Source organism: Pseudomonas sp. GCM10022186, assembly GCF_042656385.1.
GTDB lineage: Bacteria > Pseudomonadota > Gammaproteobacteria > Pseudomonadales > Pseudomonadaceae > Metapseudomonas.
This window is the reverse complement of sequence record NZ_JBHSOU010000076.1, coordinates 97,837-115,354: the sequence shown is the minus strand read 5'-3', so window position 1 is coordinate 115,354 and position 17,518 is coordinate 97,837. Positions and strand designations below refer to the sequence as shown.

The following is a 17,518-nucleotide window of genomic DNA, read 5'->3' as shown; positions in this document are numbered from 1 at the left end:
TTCATTCTCAGTCCTCTCACCAATCGAGTGGCCGGACTGAAAAACCTAGCAGGGAAACTCGCCACGTAAATGTCATCGGGCAGCTATTCATCGGAAAGCTTCCTCCCCGCAGATGACGCCCCCGTTGCAGCGCCCTTGCAGACCAACGGTCCTTGAAACCTTCGCCAGTGGGTACGTCACTTGCCAGTAGGCTCAATCGAGACGGCCCCTATGCTCAACGACCCACTCGCATCCGGTTTCGGCGTCGAAGAGACCTATTTCCTGGTAGATAAGCGCAGCCGGGACCTGCCCCCGCAACTGCCCGAGGGTTTCCTCCAGGCGGCCCGATCCACCTTCAAGGACAGCTTCAGCCAGGAGATGTTCCAGAGCCTGGTGCGCCTGGAAATGGTGCAACCCAACCTCCAGGAACTGGCGGAAGTCCGCGCCAGCCTGCTGGAACGGCGCACCCGTCTGGCGGCCATGGCCGAGGAGTTCCAGCTGGCGCCCCTCTGTGTCGGCACCCACCCCTTCGCCACCTGGCATCTCCAGGTGCCATCAGCGGAGCCGTACTACCAGCCGTTCTTCGAGGACCAGCGGATGATCGCCCATCGCAGCCTGATCTGTGGCATGCGCATCCATGTGGTCGTGCCCGCCGGGATCGACCGGGTCCGGGTGATGAACCGGGTGCTCGGCTGGCTCCCGCTGCTGCTCGCCCTGAGCACCTCCTCGCCGTTGTGGAATGGGCGGCCGACCGGGCTGATGAGCTATCGCCAGGCGGTCTGCGCGGAGTGGCCGCACCGGGGCATTCCCGAGCACTTCCCCGACGAACCGGCATACGCCGCCTACCTGCAGTGGCTGATGGCCTCGGGGGCGATTCGCCGCGAAGGCGACCTCGGCTGGCATATCCGGCCCTCGTCGCGCTTTCCCACCCTGGAGCTGCTGGCAGCCGACGCCTGCCCGTCCGTGGAGGATGCCCTGTGCGTGGTCGCCCTGTTCCGCGCCCTGGTGGCCTGGGCCATCGACCAGGACGACGCCCCCGATGATTCCCTGGTGCAACGCCTGGTGTTGAAGGAGAACTACTGGCGTGCGATGCGCTTCGGCATCCACGGCATGTATCTGGACGCCTCGGGCGAGGCCAACCTCTCGGCAGGCGCCTGGCTCGCCCAGGCCCATGCCTGCTTCGGTGAGCGTGCCGAAGCCGAAGGCAATGGCCATGCGTTCGTCCGGGGCCGGCATATCCTGCGCTATGGCAGCAGTGCCGACCGGCAGTTGCTCCGCTACCGAGAATCCCTGCAAGCCGGCCTGCCGCGCCAGCAGGCGCTGGTGGCAGTGGTGGATGAGCTTATCGCGGAGACCTGCGGCGGTTAGCCCACGGGGCTGAGCTTGAGCACGCAGGAGATGCTCTGGGTACGGCCATCCCAGATGTAGCGGAAGTGCTGCCCCTGTACCGGCAGGGTCACCGCCGGCGGGCGGAAGGCCGCCACGCATTCATGCCCCGGCAGCCGCACGCTGTTGTAGAGCAGGCCCCACTTGCCGGCATTGCGGTGCAGTCCGGCGAAGGCCTGGCTGCTGCCGTAGGTGGCTGGGTCCGGGTCGTGCAGGTCGACGCGGTCACGTACATCCAGCATCGGGTTCACCACCTTGTTGACGTAGGAGCGCATGGTGATTTCGATGCTCCCTTCCTGGGTGGCGCGCCAGAACCGCTCCTGGTGGTAGCGGGTTTCGGCGATGGCGGCATCGATGGAACTGGCGCAGTAGTAGACGCCGAAGGAACCGTCGGAAAAGCGGCTGGCCCGGCCGATATGGGTGAATACCGCCATCACCACGGTGGAGCCGGCGCCGCTGACGCGGTCCTCGGGGGCGACGCGGGTGATCTCGCCCACCTGGTCGCGCAGACGGTCGTTGGTCATGGCCTCGATGGCGTAGGCGATCTCGAGGTCATCGGGGTCGAGGGTGTCCTCGAACACGGAAATCGGCGGGAAGGCACTGTTGACCAGGCGATAGGCCCTGGTCCACTGCGGAATCCGTTCCACCAGGAGCTCCTGGGTCATCAGCCACGCACTCCATCGAGGTAACGGCGGACATCGGCCACATCGACTACCTGGCCGCCGAGCATGTAATCCAGTGCGCTGCGGCCGTTGAATGGCGCGGCGCTGTTGGGCTTGTGGACCCATTCGTAGGCGCGCTCCTCGTGATTGCTGAAGAGGATGCGCAGGGATTTGTGAATACCCATCAGGTAGGAAATGCGCTCCAGGGTGTCGTGGGGCAGGCGCACGCTGGGCAGTTTCTTGTAGCTGAAGTAGGTGGTGTTGCCGATGGAGCCCAGCAGGGTGCGCTGCTGCTCCTTGGTGCAACCCCACTTGTCCATCAGGTTGAAGAAGAACTTCAGCGCCACTCGGCCGGCTTCGCCGCTCTGGAGGTCCGGACTGGCATGGCTGGCGGGAATGCTCATGACGTCTCCTGGGTGAATGCTTTGGCTTGGAGTTTACTCCCGATCCGAATAACTTCAATCAATTAATTCGTATACGCACAACTCTCCCGCCACCTTCCGGCCTCCGCGGGCGATCAATGGAAAAAAACGCCAAAGTACCGGAGCGCTTTCGACCTAGGCCCCGGCGGCGGCGCTGGCTAGAGTGCCGGGCAAGCCACCCGCGAGGGCCATCGCCATGCCAGACGCCATCACCGCCCGCCGCTCCCGCTACCTGGAGAACCGCCACCTGGCGCTGGCCCTGTTCGCCGAGCAGGGCTACGGACAGGTCAGCATGCGCGAACTGGCGGCGCAGCTGGGGATCAAGGCCGGGTCCATCTACCACCATGTGGAAAGCAAGGAAGCGCTGCTCTTCGAGTTCATCGAGGAGCTGTATGAACAGTTGCTGGACAACGCCACACTGGCCGCACGCCGTCACCGCGATCCGGCCACGCGCCTGGCCGCACTGATCGATGCGCACCTGGCCTTGCACCAATCCATGGGCCTGCATTTCCGTCTGGCCGAACTGGAGGCCCGCCGCCTCTCCGGTGAACGCCTGGAGCAGGCCCGGGCGCTGCGCCAGGCCTACGAAGAAGCCTTGCTGCAGCCCCTGGCGCAACTGGCCGGCCAGCCCCTGGACGCCGCCGGACGCGGCGCGGTGGCCAGCATCGTTTCCCTGCTCAACCAGCTGCCGGCCTGGCTGGACGCCAGCGGATTGCCGTGCGGGCAAGGGCAGGAACTGATGAAACGGATGATCCTCGGGACGGTGCGCGGGGCGTTGCGCCTGCCCTGAACCGTGACGCGGGATTACCGCCCGGCAGGCTCGGCTGCCCGTCCATGGCTGCCTCGATCCGTTGTCGATTCAGGGTTTTCCCCTCATAACGGGCCATTTTCCCCTCCATCGCCTAACGTTTTATCTAGCAGCAGTGGAGAAAACCCGATGTACCAGCCCATCAACGCAGTGGTGATCATGGGGGTTGCCGGTAGCGGCAAGTCCGCCGTGGCGCGGGCGCTGGAGGTGCGCTCCGGGGCGAGGCTGATCGAGGGCGATGCGTTCCACCCCGACCGCAACATCCAGAAGATGAGCGCCGGCCAGCCCCTTACCGACAAGGACCGCGCCAGCTGGCTACGGGTCCTGGAGAAACGGCTGCAGCAGGCCCATGCCGCCGGCGAGCATCCGATACTCACCTGCTCGGCCCTCAAGCGCAGCTATCGCGATGGTCTGCGCCACGCCATTCCAGCGCTGGGTTTCGCCTACCTCGAACTCACACCTGAAGCTGCTCGCGAACGAATGGCCAGGCGCCGTGGGCATTTCATGCCGGTAAGCCTGCTGGACAGCCAGTTCGCCGACCTGGAGCCGCCCATGGACGAACCACTGACGCTGATCCTCGACGGCACCGAGTCGGTCGAGGCCCTGGCCAAGGCCATCCACCAGTGGTGGCAGCAGCACGCGCCGGCCTGAACCGCCCGGCCGCCCGCTGGACGGAAGATCACTGTCCAGTCCACGACCCGCGGACTTGTGGGAGCGATTTCAATCGCGAATGAATTAGCTCCCACAAGGAGGATGGGGGCATAGCGGCCATGACCAATCCGCCATCATCCAGTCTTCACGCAAAAGCGCTTATGATTCCGCGCTTTGTCGTGGTTACCGGGATCGCTCCATGTTGTCTGCCGTGAAACGCTACAAGTCGCTGCTCTCCGGCGCCCTGGCGCGTTACTTCCCTCGCACCACCGAGTACCTGCGCGCCGAGAGCGAAGCGGCGGCGCAGCTGAGAAAACCCAAGCAGCGGGCGAAGAAGGCCGCCGGGGCTAGCGGCAAATCCAAGGCCGGCGGAACCGGGAAAGCTTCCGCCGAAGGCCCCGCCAAGCCCCGAGCGAGCGCCGCCGAAGGGATCTATGCGGGCGCCCGGATGAAGGTGACCGACGCCCAGACCGAGGCCATGCGCGAGCGCGTGGCCCAGGCCGTGGCGGCCGGGGTGATCAGCCCGCCGTCCAATGAGCAGTGGGCGATGATCCTCGGCCGCGCGCCGCTGACCCGCGTCTTCGCCGGCGCCGGCTCCGGCAAATCCACCACCCTGGTCCTGCGGGTAGTGTTCATGCTCTGCCACATGGGTGTGGCGCCGGAACGGCTCACGATCATTTCCTTCACCAATGCCTCCTGCGCCCAACTGCGCGAGCAGCTGCTCAAGGTCCTGGCCTTCTGGCAGTTTCCCTTCGACGCCGCCCAGGCGCGCCAGTGCGTGCGCACCTTCCATTCGGCCATGGGCACCCTGGCCAGGGACCTGCTGGGCAATCCGCGCTGGTTCGAACAACTGGACGAGGCCGGCGCGAGCGAACTGGACAACCCATTGCTGGCCGGCCGCCTGCGCCCGGCCCAGCAACGCCTGCTGCAGCAGGCCTATCAGGATTGCTACAAGGCCGAAGCGGACTTTCGCGAGCGGGTGCACAGCCTGCTGGATCTCCCGCCCCTGCCCGCTCCCGCCGAAGGCAAGGTTGCGCGAATCCCCAAGGCGCCGCTGGATGGCTTCAAGCTCGCCGGCGAATTCACCCCGCTGCCGCTGTTCGAGACCTTCTACGTACAGGCCGGGTTCATGGAGTGCATCGGCATCCGCCTCGACCAGCTGAAGGCTCGCGACCTCGCCTGCTCGGCGCGGGAGCGCACCTTCGTCGAGGCGCTGGTGCAGTTCTGGAAGCATTTCGAGGCGCAGCTGCAACAGCAGGGACTGATGACCTTCAATGCCGCCTTCCACCGCCTGGGCGAGGTTCTGGCCAAGGGCGACGGCGTTCCCGGTGAATCCCTGGCGCCCTTCAGCCATTTGCTGATCGACGAGTTCCAGGACATCTCGCCGCAGATCGTCCAGTGGCTGCAGGCCCTGCACCGAGGCCTGGCGCGCAAGGGCGAGGCGGTGAGCCTGATGGCCATCGGTGACGACTGGCAGTCCATCTACGGCTGGCGCGGCAGTTCGCCGGAGCTGTTCATGGACTTCGACAGGCACTTCCCCAGCAAGGGCAAGGCGAAAAAGAGCGCGGTCCTGATGCTGGAAACCAACTACCGTTCCATCGAGCCGGTGCTGCGCGATGGCGAGGCGGTGCTGGCCGGCGTGGCCTTCAAGCAGGCCAAGGCGAGCAAGGCGTTCAAGGCCATGCAACCGGGGGATCACGGGGTGAAGCTGGTGGCCCGCTTCGACCTCAAGTCCCGCCTACCGGAGCTGATCAAGGAAATCCAGGCCCAGTGCGCCCACGTCGCCAGCCGGCCCGCCGCCGACCGCAATGCGGTGCTGGTGCTCAGCCGGCGCAACGAGCCACTGCGACAGATCCAGGCGCAGCTGGACGCCCAGCTAGCGGTGCGGGCCTACAGCATCCACCGCGCCAAGGGCCTGCAGGCGGAGGTGGCGATCATCGTCGACGACTGCGCACCACCGGAGAAACACCCGCTGCGCAACGCCCTCTACGCCCACTCCGGCTTCTTCCGCAACAGCTACGACCAGGCCATGCAGGACGAAAGCCTGCGCCTGGCCTATGTGGCCATCACCCGGGGCGTGAGCCGGGTGATCTGGTACACCAACAAGGTGCAGGGCGCGACGCAGGTGTTCGCAAGCCGGGCATAGTGGGGAAAGGCTTCCTGTAGGGGCGATTTCAATCGCCAAGCAGGCCGCAGGTCTGCCCTTCGCGAGTAAGCATGTCGCTCTACTCAGCGACGTAGGATGGGTTGAGCCTGCGATACCCATGCTGTCGTTGGAGCCGATGGGTATCGCTTCGCTCAAGCGGAGCGCCGCCCGCCACATCCTACGAACGTCATCCTGATAGCAGGGCAGCTCAATCGTCACAGGCAGAGCCGGTGACTCATGACCACGTCCTGAGCACGTGGTTTCCCAAGTTCAAATGAATTCTCCCCTGCAACCTGGTGCACGCGCCCCCCTACAAGGGGCCCGGGCTCATGACCCGCTGATCGCCTGGTTGCTTCGTCGGCAAACCCAGCCGATGTCACGAAATGAAAAACCTCTGTCACGTGATGAAAGGTTTCCCGCCAACCACCGGCCTACAGTCAACCCCATTCATCACAGGCGGGATTCCTGCCCGGATGATGCAAGCGTCGGCTCCGCTGATCAGGTCGGGGCTCGGATGCTGTGCCCCCGGGCGCAGGGTCCGAATCAGGGACGTGGCGCCACGACCTGTCCGTCCCTGGTTGACCTTCCCCGAGTGCCTGTCGTGACAGGCGCTCGACGCCGCGTCCCCGCCGTCGATAGGTGGGAACCGATGTGCCTGCGTATCACCTTAAACCCCCGGAAAAACAAGAATCACCATGAGCAAGTCCCCTCGAACGCCCCAGACGCCGACCACCGCCAAGCGACGCCCGGCAGCAGGCCGTGCCCGCCGCAGCGACAAAGATGCCGATCTCCCAGGTGATTCCCAGCAGCATGAGCTGATTGGCACCGCGACGAACCAGACGCTCGCGGGCAACCCCCTGGTCAGCGTGCGCCCAGCCGACCTCGCCAGCTCCGCCGGCTACCTGCTCAAGGCCGTGGGCAAGTCGCCCCTCAAGGCCGGCTATCACCTCGGCGGCTATCTGAAGGAATTGCGCGCCATAGTCGGGGGCACTTCCAGCCTTGCGCCGGACCCGAAGGACAAGCGTTTCGCCGATCCGGCCTGGCAGTCCAACTTCCTGCTGCGCGCCCTTTTGCAGAACTACCTGGCCGGCCAGAGCGAATTCACCCGTTTCATCGAGTCCACCGACCTCGCCCCCCTGGAAAAGAGCCGGGCCCAGTTCGTCGCGTCGCTTCTGGCCGATGCGGTAGCCCCCAGCAACTCGCCGCTGACCAATCCCGTCGCCCTGCGCAAGCTGGTGGACACCGGCGGCATGAGCCTGGCCAGGGGAATCCGCCAGTTCGGCCAGGATCTGCTGAACAACCGGGGGCTCCCGGCACAGGTGGACAGCACGCCGTTCAAGGTGGGGGAAAACATCGCCACGGCCAAGGGCGAGGTGGTGTTCCGCTGCGAGATGTTCGAACTCCTGCAGTTCGCGCCGACCACCGAGAACGTTTATGCGCGGCCGCTGGTGATGTCGCCACCGCAGATCAACAAGTACTACGCCATCGATCTGTCGCCGGAGAAAAGCCTGATCAAGTGGATTCAGGACAGCGGCGTGAACCTGTTCGTCATCAGCTGGCGCAATCCCACCAGCGAACACCGCGACTGGGGACTGTCCGACTACGTGATGTGCCTCGACCAGGCCGTGGACGTGGCGCGCAAGATCAGCGGAAGCCCGGACGTGAACATGTGGGGTTCCTGCTCCGGCGGCATCACCCTGGCGGCCTACCTGGGCTGGCTGGCGGCACGGGACGAAGGCCACAAGGTGGCCAACACCAACTGGGCCGTCTGTGTGCTCGACATGCCGTCGGCGCTGGACGACACCACCCTCGGGCTCTTCACCACACCGGCTGCCTTGCGCGCGGCCAAGGCCAGCTCGCGGCGCAAGGGTGTGCTGAGCGGCCAGGAAATGGCGCGCATGTTCGCCTGGATGCGGCCCAACGACCTGATCTGGAACTACTGGGTCAACAACTACCTGCTGGGCAACAAGCCGCCGGCCTTCGACATCCTCGCCTGGAACAACGACACCACGCGGCTGCCGGCGCGACTGCACGCGGACTACCTCGACCTGGTCCAGCTGAACCCCTACAGCAACCCGGGCACCCTGGAGGTCGCCGGCGAGATGATCGACATGACCAGGGTCAAGGTCGGCGCCTATGTGATCGGCGGCACCACCGACCACATCACCCCCTGGCAAGGCTGCTACGGCACGGCTCGCCTGTTCGGCGAAGACACCACCTACGTGCTGTCCAACGCCGGCCACCTGCAGAGCCTGGTCAACCCGCCCGGCAATCCCAGGTCGTTCTTCTATGCGGCGCCCGCCAGCGCCGAAGATCCGGAAACCTGGCTGGAGAATGCCGGGGAACGCCAGGCAGGCAGCTGGTGGCCCCATTGGCGCGAGTGGATCCAGCAACGCTCGGGCGACAGCCTGCCGGCGCCGAAGAAGCTGGGCTCGCGCAAGTATCCGCCCCTCTGCCCCGCGCCTGGCTGCTACGTGCTGGAGCGCTGACGGCGCTGCGCGAGCCGGTGATACCCATCGACCGCCATTGATGGGTATCGCTGCGCTCGCCGTCGGCCTGATGAACGCCTTCAAGCGCTTCGGCGCCGCGTTCCATGCGACGCCTGGGACGCAACTCCGGCACTCGCCCCACCGTAGGGTGCGCCATGCGCACCGATCGCGGGGTCATCTCCTGCGCCTCGCTCACCCCTTGGTGCACGCGGCGCACCCCACCTGGTCAGTTCCGTCGCTCTTGAAGGTACATCCCTCAGATCGCCTCTCGCGTGCTCTGCCCATCCACCAACCGCTGAATGCCCAACGGATTGGCATTCTTCAGCGCAGCCGGCAATAGCGCGTCCGGGTAGTTCTGGTAGCACACCGGGCGCAGGAAGCGGTCGATGGCCAGGGTCCCCACCGAGGTGCCACGCGCATCGGAGGTGGCCGGATAGGGCCCGCCGTGAACCATGGCGTCGCAGACTTCCACACCGGTGGGGTAACCATTGAGCAGCAGCCGGCCAGCCTTCTGCTCCAGCAGGCTCGCCAGGTCGCCGAAGGCGGCGAGGTCCGCCGGCTCGGCGATCAGGGTGGCGGTGAGCTGGCCGCGCAGGCCCTGCAGGGCGCGGGCAAGTTCGGCCTTGTCGGCCACCTCAACCACCACTGTGGTGGGGCCGAAGACTTCTTCCTGCAGCAGTTCATCCCCTTCCAGCAGCAGGCTCACATCGGCCTTGAACAGCTGGGCACGCGCCTGGCTGCCTTCCTGCGTCGCACCGGCCAGGTGGCTGACGCCGGGGTGCTGATGCAAGTGCTCCAGGCCCTGGCAGTAGCTCTTCAGGCCGCCGGCATTGAGCATGGTCTGGGCCGGCTGGTCGCCCATCAGGGCGGCGAAGCGTTCCAGGAATGCGCTGAATTCCGGCGAGCGGATGCCGATCACCAGGCCGGGATTGGTACAGAACTGCCCTGCCCCCAGCACCACCGACGCGGCGAGTTCCGCGGCCACCTGTTCGCCACCGGCCTTGAGGGCTTCGGGCAGCAGCAGCACCGGGTTGATACTGCTCATTTCGGCGAATACCGGGATGGGCTGCGGGCGGGCGGCTGCCATGTCGCAAAGGGCACGGCCGCCGCGCAGGGAACCGGTGAAGCCCACCGCCTGGACGGCCGGGTGCTTGACCAGCCACTCGCCGACGCCGGCGCCGTAGATCATGTTGAACACGCCCGCCGGCATGGCGGTTTTCGCCGCCGCGCGGACGATGGCGTCGGCCACCCACTCGGCAGTCGCCATATGGCCGCTGTGGGCCTTGAACACTACCGGGCAGCCGGCGGCCAGGGCGGCAGCGGTATCACCCCCGGCCGTGGAGAAGGCCAGGGGGAAATTGCTGGCGCCGAACACCGCCACCGGGCCGACGCCGATGCGGTACTGGCGCAGGTCCGGTCGCGCCAGGGGCTTGCGCTCGGGCAGCGCGCGATCGATGCGCGCGCCGTAGAAGTCGCCCCGGCGCAGCACGGTGGCGAACAGGCGCAGCTGGCCGCTGGTGCGGCCGCGCTCACCCTGGATGCGGGCGGCGGGCAGCGCGGTTTCGCGGCAGACGGTGGCGATGAAGTCATCGCCCAGGGCATCCAGTTCATCGGCAATGGCGTCGAGGAATTCGGCGCGGCGGCTGGCAGGCAGGTTGCGGAAGGCCGGATAGGCTGCCTCGGCTGCGCGGGCGGCGGCGTCCACTTCGGCCTGGGTAGCCTGGTGGAATCCATGGGGCAACGGTTCGCCACTGGTGGCATCGAAGCTCTGCACGGTGACGCTGCCGGCGGCGCTGCGGCCGCCGGCGATGAAGTTGAAACCGGTGATGACGGTCATGCTCGTCTCCCTGACCTCGTGGGTTGAGGGTGGCCGCCGCGAACGGCAGCCGCAAATGAATGGAACGCGCCAGGCACGCACCTCCTGGGCGTGTGGCTAACAAGCGCGGGCAGCGGACTCAGAGGCTGCCCACGGCACCGGGCGCCAGATGTTCGTCCTCGCGGGCGATGCCGTTCACCAGCGGCGCACCGAACTCGGCCATCTCGATCTCGAAGCTGTCGCCAGGCCGGGCCTTGATGCCATCGGCGAAGGACAGGGTGGCGGTGCCGAAGTAATGCACGTGCACGTCCCCCGGGCGCAGGAACTGTGCGTACTTGAAGTGATGGAACTCCAGGTTCTCCAGGCTGTGGCACATGTTGTCCTCGCCGGAGAGGAATTCCTTCTCCCAGATCACCTCGCCACCCCGGCGGATACGGCTGGTACCGGCCAGGTGCGCCGGCAGCTCGCCCACCCGCAGTTCGGGGCCGTAGGCGCAGAAGCGCAGCTTGGAGTGGGCCAGGTAGAGGTAACTGCGGCGCTCCATGACGTGGTCGGAGAACTCGTTGCCCAGGGCGAAGCCCACACGATAGGGCCGGCCGTCCTCCCCTATTACGTAGAGGCCAACCAGCTCGGGCTCCTCACCCGCGTCCTCGGCAAAGGCCGGCACGGGGAAGTCGGCACCCGGGCGCACGACGATGCCGCCATCGCCCTTGTAGAACCATTCCGGCTGCGCGCCCACCTTGCCGGCGCCGGGTTTTCCCCCTTCCACGCCCCATTTGAACATGCGCATGGTGTCGGTCATGGCGGCCTCGTCCTGGGCCTTTTGCTGGTGCATCCTGTCGCGGGTGGAAGCGCTGCCCAGGTGGGTCAGGCCGGTACCGCTGACCAGGCAATGGGCCGGGTCCTCGTGGTCGAGCGGCGGCAGCACGCGGCCGGCCTCCAGGAGTTCCGGGTAGCTCGGGCCGGGTTCGCTGCCGCGGGCCAGCACTTCCTCCTGCAGGCCGCGGCCGGCGGCGATGGCGGCCAGGGCCAGGGCGCGGGTGGTGGTGACGCCGCGCACCAGGTGCACCTGTTCGCCTTCGATCACGCCCACATGGCGCTGGCCGCAGGCACTCTCGAACTGGATCAGTCTCATGGCGATGACTCTCGTTGCGGGTTGTTGGCCGGGACTTTACGAATCCCCCGGCGGCCTGCCTAATGAGAGCTTCTGATCCCGCGATAACTTTTGGTCATCCCCCCTATGATCGCTTCCCTCCCAGCCCTGGTATCCCGCCTGCGCCTGAAGCAGCTGCGGCTGCTCATCGCCCTGGACGAACAGGGCTCGCTGCACAAGGCCGCCGAGCAGGTAGCCATTACCCAGCCCGGCGCCACCAAGGCGCTGAACGAGATCGAGACCGCCTTCGGCATGCGCCTGTTCAACCGCACCAGCCAGGGCCTGGAGGCCAACGACCTGGGGCGCTGCGCCATACGCTACGCGCGGCTGATCCACACCGACCTTGCGCACCTGCGGGAAGAAATGCTCGGCATCCTCCAGGGCCAGGGGGGCCGCCTCTCGGTGGGCGCGGTGATGGGCGCGGTGCCGCTGCTGGTGCGCAGCCTGCAACGCCTGCGGGACGCCCAGCCGGAACTGGCGGTGGAAGTGGTGGAGGACACCAGCGCGCGCCTGCTGGGGCTGATCGACCAGGGCCGCCTGGACCTCGCCATCTGCCGCACCAGTGTCAGCCCGCGGCCGGATGCCTACGACTGCCTGCCGCTCTACGAGGAACCCCTGCGGGTGGTGGCCAATCCGGCCCATCCCCTGGCCGGCGTCGAGCCCCTGGAGCTGCCACAGCTGGCCGGTTACCCCTGGGTGGTCTACCCGGCCAACATGCCCATGCGCCTGGTACTGGAACGGGAATTCAGTCAGGCGGGCCTGGAGTTCCCGCGCTACCCCGTGGAGACCGCGTCCACCCTCACCACCCTGATGCTGCTGCGGCACAACCCGCATCTGGTCGCCCTGATGCCGCGGGAAGTGGCGGACGAGGCCATCCACCTCGGCAGCCTGGCCAGCCTGCCCCTGCACCTGCGTTCCCGCAGCGAGCCGTTCTCGGCGGTGGTGCGCCGGGGGGCGCCGCTGTCGGCGCCGGCGCGGCTGCTGTGGACGGAGCTGGAGGCCGAAGCCGCGCCGCCGGCTGCCTGATGCACGCGGGCCCATCGGCGCCGAAATAACCCTTATGCGCAAGTGATCTGAGCCTGGCGCCGACGCCCACGCCGCCTCAGCTAGGCTCCAGTATCCAGCCACAGCAAGGGGTGGAGCCACGATGGCCTACAGAGCCAGGAAGCTGACCGCCGATCTGGTTGCCCGGGTTGAACGCCTGGAGCCGGACCCGGGCCCGGAGCCCGGCACGCGGGAACATACCGAGGCCGAATTCGCCGCCATGGCCGATGCCCTCCTGGATGCTTACCGGCCGGACGAGCTGTGGGTGTTCGCCTACGGTTCGCTGATCTGGAACCCGGAGTTCGATTTCCTCGAGAGCTGCCGCGCAACGGCCTTCGGCTGGCACCGTTCCTTCTGCCTGAAGCTGACGCGCTGGCGCGGCACGCGGGAGTTCCCAGCGCTGATGCTGGCCCTGGACCGGGGCGGCAGCTGCCAGGGCGTGGCCTACCGGCTGCCGGCCCGGGACCACGCCGAACAGCTGGCGCAACTGCTGGTCCGTGAAATCGACGCCAACCCGCCCACCAACGTACCGCGCTGGATCGATGTGAGGACCGGCAAGGGGCTGCTGCGCGCCCTGGCCTTCGTCGCCGCCCGCGACGGCAATGCCTATGCCGGCAGGCTGCCGCCGGACCGGGTCGCCCATGTGCTGGCACGGGCAGCCGGCCATTGGGGTTCGGCAGCCCAGTACCTGTTCCGCACCGTCACCATGCTGGAGGAGCACGGCATCCGCGATCGCAACCTCTGGCGCATCCAGAGCCTGGTGGCCGACGAGATCGCAGGTGCCGGCGCGGACGGGCATCAGTTCCCCGAGGCGCGTTTCATGCAGCGCTGATAGCGCTCGTCCACCCGTTTGGCGAACCACTCGGTGGTGAGCTTGCGGGTGATCTTCGGGCTTTTCAGATCGATGCCCGGCATCACTTCGCGGGGCAGCTTGCGCCGTTCGATCTTCTCGGCCAGGGCGAAGACCCGCTCGTAGAGGCGGGTTTCCTCGAACTCCAGCCGGTCGCCCTCGAGCAGGTCGCGGCGGATGGCGGAGTCGCTGAGGTCCAGGTGTTTCTGCAAGGCGCGCACCGCGAGCTCCGTGGAGCCGGCCTTGCTGGAACCGTGGATCACCAGATCACCATCCAGGGCCAGCGGAATGCCGGAAGCCAGGCTCACGGCATTCTGGAAGGCGGCGTTGCGGCTGGCGTACCAGCCGGCGTTGAAGTCGGCGAAACGGTACAGGGGCTTCGGGTAGCTGGCCGAATAGCCCAGCAGATGGGCGATGCCGAAGTACATGCCGCCACGCCGGGTGAAGACTTCCTGGCGGATGGAACCCTTGACCGGATAGGGATAGTCCTTCGCGTTGGCCTCGGCGAACGCGATGCTCACCTGCATGGGACCGCCGGTATGCACCGGGTTGAAGTTGCCGAACAGGCGCTGCCCCAGGGGCACCATGCCGATGAAGTCATCGAAGATGGCGCTCAGCTCCTTCTCGGTGCGCACCGACGACAGGCGCTGGTCGTAGCTCCTGCCGGTGGGTGATTCGATCTTCAGCGCGGAATTCACCAGGATCGCCGGCACATGCAGGCGCCCGGCGCGGCGCTGGATTTCCTGGCGGGCGATCTTCGCCAGGCCCGGCACCGGCGGGTCCACCTGGTAGGTGGATTCCTGCTCGGTCACCGCCAGCACGGCGCAGAGGTTGCTGTCGCTGGGCCGGATCTCCCGGGCGGCGAAGGCGGCCTGGATATCGGCGGCCCAGCCCTGGCGGTCCGGCACCTTGGCCGGCAACAGGCGGACCACCTTGGCCCGCACCTCGGCCGGCCGCAGCACCGGTTCCTCCGGGCGCTGGGTACCGCAGGCGGCAAGTGCCAGCAGTGCGGCAAGGGTGGTGAGCCGGGAGAAAAGCTGTATTGCAGGGTTGTTCATGTAAGGGCTGCCTTGCGATTCATGCGCGCAGAAAATCGCATGAAAGGCGCAGCCAGGCCAGAAGTCGCGGGGTGGTGTCTGGTGGGGGCGGCGGAGCTGACCAGGTGGGGCAAGGCGAGCATGCTCCAGGACGGGGCTTTCGATATCAGGAGCAGAAGTCCAGCATTCTGAACACTCGTTTTAGATGCTGAACCTGAAAATATTTTTGATTAGTACAATTTATCCTTATTTATCAAATAGTTACCCGTGAAAATCCGATAAAAATCGGCCATTATTTTTTACGTTTTCCGTCTGGTTCGTTTGACATATTTAACGGCTCTGGCAGGCTATACGGCAGGTTTCGACCGGAAATCGCCCTGACGATGGCCGGCAGTGCTCGAGACCTCAGGTAGCGCCAACCCTCACCGGCGCGCCTGCACAGCAACGATAGGCTGAGCCTGTCCCAAGGTGAAATATGTCCAACAGCAACATTGGCAATAAGAAACAGACCACTCGTAAACCGGTCGTCCTGATGTCCATGGGCGCCCAGGAACGCAAGGGCCACGACTACCAGGTGATGACCCACAAGTACATCGTCCCGCTGGTGGAAATCTCCGAATGTGTACCGGTCCTCGTGCCCACCTGCTGCGGCACCGAAGACCTCGAGCAGTACCTCGACATGGCGGACGGCGTATACCTCACCGGTGCCGGAAGCAATATCGACCCGACCCTCTACGGCCAGGAGAACCTGACCCCGGAGAAAGGTCAGGACAAGGATCGCGACCTCTTCGACCTGCCCCTGATTCGTGCTGCCATCGAGCGCGGCCTGCCGATCTTCGGCATCTGCCGTGGCATGCAGGAAATCAACGTCGCCCTGGGCGGCGATATGCACCAGAAGCTCTACGCCGAGCCCGGCTTCAACGACCACCGCGAAAACCCCGAGGATCCGGTGGACGTCCAGTACAGCGCCGTGCACAGCGTGCGCGTACAGGAAGGCAGCTGGCTGCAGAAGGTGCTGGGCACCGACGAGATCCGCGTCAACTCGCTGCACGGCCAGGGCCTGAAAACCCTCGGCAAGGGCATCGAGGCCATCGCCCACGCCGAAGACGGCCTGGTGGAAGCCATCCATGCGCCGAGCCTTTCGCCCTTCCTCTTCGCCGTGCAATGGCACCCGGAATGGCAAGCCGCGAAGAACCCCGATTCGGTGAAGATCTTCGAAGCCTTCGGTGAAGCCTGCCGCCAGCAGGTGGAGCGCAAGGCCAAGGGCAAGGTGTTCGGCCACGCCGCCTGAACCTGCACCCGTCGCTGAACAGGCCCGGCATTCGCCGGGCCTTTTTCATCGGCGCTTGACCAGCGCGGCCAACCAGCGTGTAGGGGGATAGCGCTTTTCTATCCACCAGTTGGGCGGACCACGACTCCGATGGTGGAAATCCCCGAAAGGATTTCCACCCTGCAAAAGCAGGACGCCCCTCACTGAAGCACCCTTCTACCCAGCCCCACCAACCAGAGTGTAAGCACCACAACCAGGCACATGCAGGCGAAGGCCAGCCAGGCGTTGGGCCAGAGCAGCGGCATGCCGAACAGGATAAGGCTGTCGTTACCGCCCGGCACCAGGCTGGAACCCAGCCCCATCAGCACCCCGCCGCAGAAGCACTTCGACAGGGCTCGCAGGCTGGGCCAGCGGTGCTCCCAGAGCCCGGCCGTCCAGCCGCCCAGGAGCGCCCCGGCGAACATCGCCGGCAGCAGAAGGCCGCGCAGGCCCAGCTCCATGAAGCGTCCCGTGGCCAGCTCCGCCAGTATGTCGGTGTAGGCCCAGGCGCCCACACAGACGAACAGGAGCAGGAAGGCGATGCCGAGCACGATGGTGGCATGGTGCGGCGTCCAGATGGACGCGCCGGCCGATCCGTTGCGCCGGTTCCAGGCCAGCCAGCCCAGGCGCGCCACCACCGCTGCGAGAATCAGCGGGACCAGGCCGATGGGCACCTGGTGCAACCAGTCCGGGATCGCCACCGGCATGGCCGAGGTCACGCCGAGGCTGCGTCCGGCCAGGGCGAAGCCGGCGAGAAAGCCCGGCGGCGTCGCCAGCCAGGCCCATTGCCCGGAACCGATCCGCGCCACCACGCCAAAGGCGCAGCCACCGTTGAGGAAGGCACCGACACCCAGCAAGGCCCCGCCCAGGGCGGCATGCCAGTGCAGCGGATAGCCCATGGGCACCATGGGCAAGCGATCGAAGGCACGCAGCAGGACGAACCCGCCCAGCACCCAGATGGAAGTCTCCAGCAGGGCTCGCAGCCGGGTCCAGCGGTGCTTGCCCACCAGTTCTTCCAGCGCGGCCACCAGGCAGGTGCCGCCACGCTGCACGGCATAGCCCATCAGCAGGGCCAGAAGAACACTCGCCAACAGGATCACGCCCTCGCCCTCCGCAGGCCGGGTTTCCGTCAAAGCTTAGCGGTTGCGGCACGGAAATCGCTTCATGCCGCCGGGCGAAGGCACTAGCATGGCCGCTTCATCTACCCATGGAGATTCCCCGTGTCCCTCGAGATCCGCCCCGCCCGGCCTGACGATGCTCAACAGATACTCGACTTCATCACCGAGCTGGCCGTCTACGAACGAGCCGGCCATGAGGTCAAGGCCGGCGTCGAGGACATCCATCGCAGCCTGTTCGTCGACAACGCCCCGGCCCGGGCACTGATGTGCCTGCTGCATGGCCAGCCGATCGGCTACGCGGTGTACTTCTACAGCTACTCCACCTGGCTGGGCCGCAACGGCATCTACCTGGAGGACCTGTACATCACGCCGGAACAGCGTGGCATCGGCGCCGGCCGTCGGCTGTTGCGGGAAATCGCCCGCGAAGCCCGCGCCAACGACTGCGGCCGCCTGGAATGGAGCGTGCTGGACTGGAACCAGCCGGCCATCGATTTCTACCGCTCCATCGGTGCCCTGCCCCAGGACGAATGGGTGCGCTACCGCCTTGACGGCGACGCCCTGCGAGAGTTCGCCGAAAGCAACGGCTGAAGCCGCCTCGGACACCATCTCCGGCCCCGAAGCCCGTGCTTCGGAGCACAGGTCGAGCGT

General features: G+C 66.3%; 15 protein-coding genes. 9 read left to right on the top strand and 6 right to left on the bottom strand.

Features of this window, described 5'->3' with window-relative positions; genetic code table 11:
• The first annotated feature begins 210 nt into the window (after positions 1-210).
• Entirely contained in the window at positions 211-1,347 is a 1,137-nt protein-coding gene (locus ACFPU0_RS28390; RefSeq protein WP_377696633.1) for a carboxylate-amine ligase, read from the top strand.
• Here ACFPU0_RS28390 and ACFPU0_RS28385 read toward each other — a convergent pair.
• Together ACFPU0_RS28385 and ACFPU0_RS28380 are read right to left on the bottom strand one after the other, a co-directional pair.
• Positions 1,344-2,030 carry an RES family NAD+ phosphorylase gene (locus ACFPU0_RS28385; RefSeq protein ID WP_377696632.1) on the bottom strand — a complete coding sequence of 229 codons (687 nt, stop codon included), beginning with the start codon at positions 2,028-2,030 and terminating at the stop codon, positions 1,344-1,346. The genes ACFPU0_RS28390 and ACFPU0_RS28385 overlap by 4 nt on opposite strands.
• Positions 2,030-2,431: an MbcA/ParS/Xre antitoxin family protein gene (locus ACFPU0_RS28380; protein ID WP_377696631.1), complete on the bottom strand. Its 402-nt coding sequence runs from the start codon at positions 2,429-2,431 to the stop codon at positions 2,030-2,032. The genes ACFPU0_RS28385 and ACFPU0_RS28380 overlap by 1 nt, the downstream gene beginning before the upstream one ends.
• Positions 2,432-2,645: 214 nt before the next feature.
• On the opposite strand from ACFPU0_RS28380, the gene ACFPU0_RS28375 reads away from it, so the two are divergent.
• The 4 genes from ACFPU0_RS28375 to ACFPU0_RS28360 all read left to right on the top strand — a co-directional run bounded on the left by ACFPU0_RS28375 (position 2,646) and on the right by ACFPU0_RS28360 (position 8,543).
• On the top strand, positions 2,646-3,239 hold the full coding sequence (locus ACFPU0_RS28375) for a TetR/AcrR family transcriptional regulator (RefSeq protein WP_377696630.1): 594 nt from the start codon (positions 2,646-2,648) through the stop codon (positions 3,237-3,239).
• Between the two features lie 147 nt (positions 3,240-3,386).
• Entirely contained in the window at positions 3,387-3,908 is a 522-nt protein-coding gene (locus tag ACFPU0_RS28370) for a gluconokinase (protein WP_377696629.1), read from the top strand.
• A gap of 199 nt (positions 3,909-4,107) precedes the next feature.
• Entirely contained in the window at positions 4,108-6,054 is a 1,947-nt protein-coding gene (locus ACFPU0_RS28365; protein WP_377696628.1) for a UvrD-helicase domain-containing protein, read from the top strand.
• A 695-nt stretch (positions 6,055-6,749) separates the two neighbouring features.
• Positions 6,750-8,543, top strand: coding sequence for an alpha/beta fold hydrolase (locus ACFPU0_RS28360; protein ID WP_377696627.1), 1,794 nt, complete (start codon positions 6,750-6,752; stop codon positions 8,541-8,543).
• Positions 8,544-8,799: 256 nt separating this feature from the next.
• Here ACFPU0_RS28360 and ACFPU0_RS28355 read toward each other — a convergent pair whose 3' ends face one another.
• Both ACFPU0_RS28355 and araD1 read right to left on the bottom strand, forming a co-directional pair.
• Positions 8,800-10,380, bottom strand: coding sequence for an aldehyde dehydrogenase (NADP(+)) (locus ACFPU0_RS28355; RefSeq protein WP_377696626.1), 1,581 nt, complete (start codon positions 10,378-10,380; stop codon positions 8,800-8,802).
• Between the two features lie 118 nt (positions 10,381-10,498).
• Positions 10,499-11,494, bottom strand: a complete 996-nt coding sequence (araD1, locus tag ACFPU0_RS28350; RefSeq protein WP_377696625.1) for an AraD1 family protein — start codon at positions 11,492-11,494, stop codon at positions 10,499-10,501.
• A 105-nt stretch (positions 11,495-11,599) separates the two neighbouring features.
• Here araD1 and ACFPU0_RS28345 point away from each other — a divergent pair, with 105 nt between their 5' ends.
• Both ACFPU0_RS28345 and ACFPU0_RS28340 read left to right on the top strand, forming a co-directional pair.
• Positions 11,600-12,538 (top strand): LysR family transcriptional regulator, encoded by a 939-nt coding sequence (locus ACFPU0_RS28345; RefSeq protein WP_377696624.1) that lies wholly within the window; start codon positions 11,600-11,602, stop codon positions 12,536-12,538.
• A gap of 121 nt (positions 12,539-12,659) precedes the next feature.
• Positions 12,660-13,388, top strand: coding sequence for a gamma-glutamylcyclotransferase (locus ACFPU0_RS28340; RefSeq protein ID WP_377696623.1), 729 nt, complete (start codon positions 12,660-12,662; stop codon positions 13,386-13,388).
• Here ACFPU0_RS28340 and ACFPU0_RS28335 read toward each other — a convergent pair.
• Entirely contained in the window at positions 13,355-14,464 is a 1,110-nt protein-coding gene (locus ACFPU0_RS28335; RefSeq protein ID WP_377696622.1) for a DUF1615 domain-containing protein, read from the bottom strand. The genes ACFPU0_RS28340 and ACFPU0_RS28335 overlap by 34 nt on opposite strands.
• Positions 14,465-14,918: 454 nt before the next feature.
• Here ACFPU0_RS28335 and ACFPU0_RS28330 point away from each other — a divergent pair, with 454 nt between their 5' ends.
• Positions 14,919-15,734, top strand: coding sequence for a gamma-glutamyl-gamma-aminobutyrate hydrolase family protein (locus ACFPU0_RS28330; protein ID WP_377696621.1), 816 nt, complete (start codon positions 14,919-14,921; stop codon positions 15,732-15,734).
• 179 nt (positions 15,735-15,913) lie between these two features.
• Here ACFPU0_RS28330 and ACFPU0_RS28325 read toward each other — a convergent pair whose 3' ends face one another.
• The gene (locus ACFPU0_RS28325; RefSeq protein WP_377696620.1) at positions 15,914-16,852 is read right to left on the bottom strand and encodes a YeeE/YedE thiosulfate transporter family protein; all 939 of its coding nucleotides are present in this window, start codon (positions 16,850-16,852) and stop codon (positions 15,914-15,916) included.
• 120 nt (positions 16,853-16,972) lie between these two features.
• Here ACFPU0_RS28325 and ACFPU0_RS28320 point away from each other — a divergent pair, with 120 nt between their 5' ends.
• Positions 16,973-17,458 (top strand): GNAT family N-acetyltransferase, encoded by a 486-nt coding sequence (locus ACFPU0_RS28320; RefSeq protein ID WP_377696619.1) that lies wholly within the window; start codon positions 16,973-16,975, stop codon positions 17,456-17,458.
• Positions 17,459-17,518: the final 60 nt, after the last annotated feature.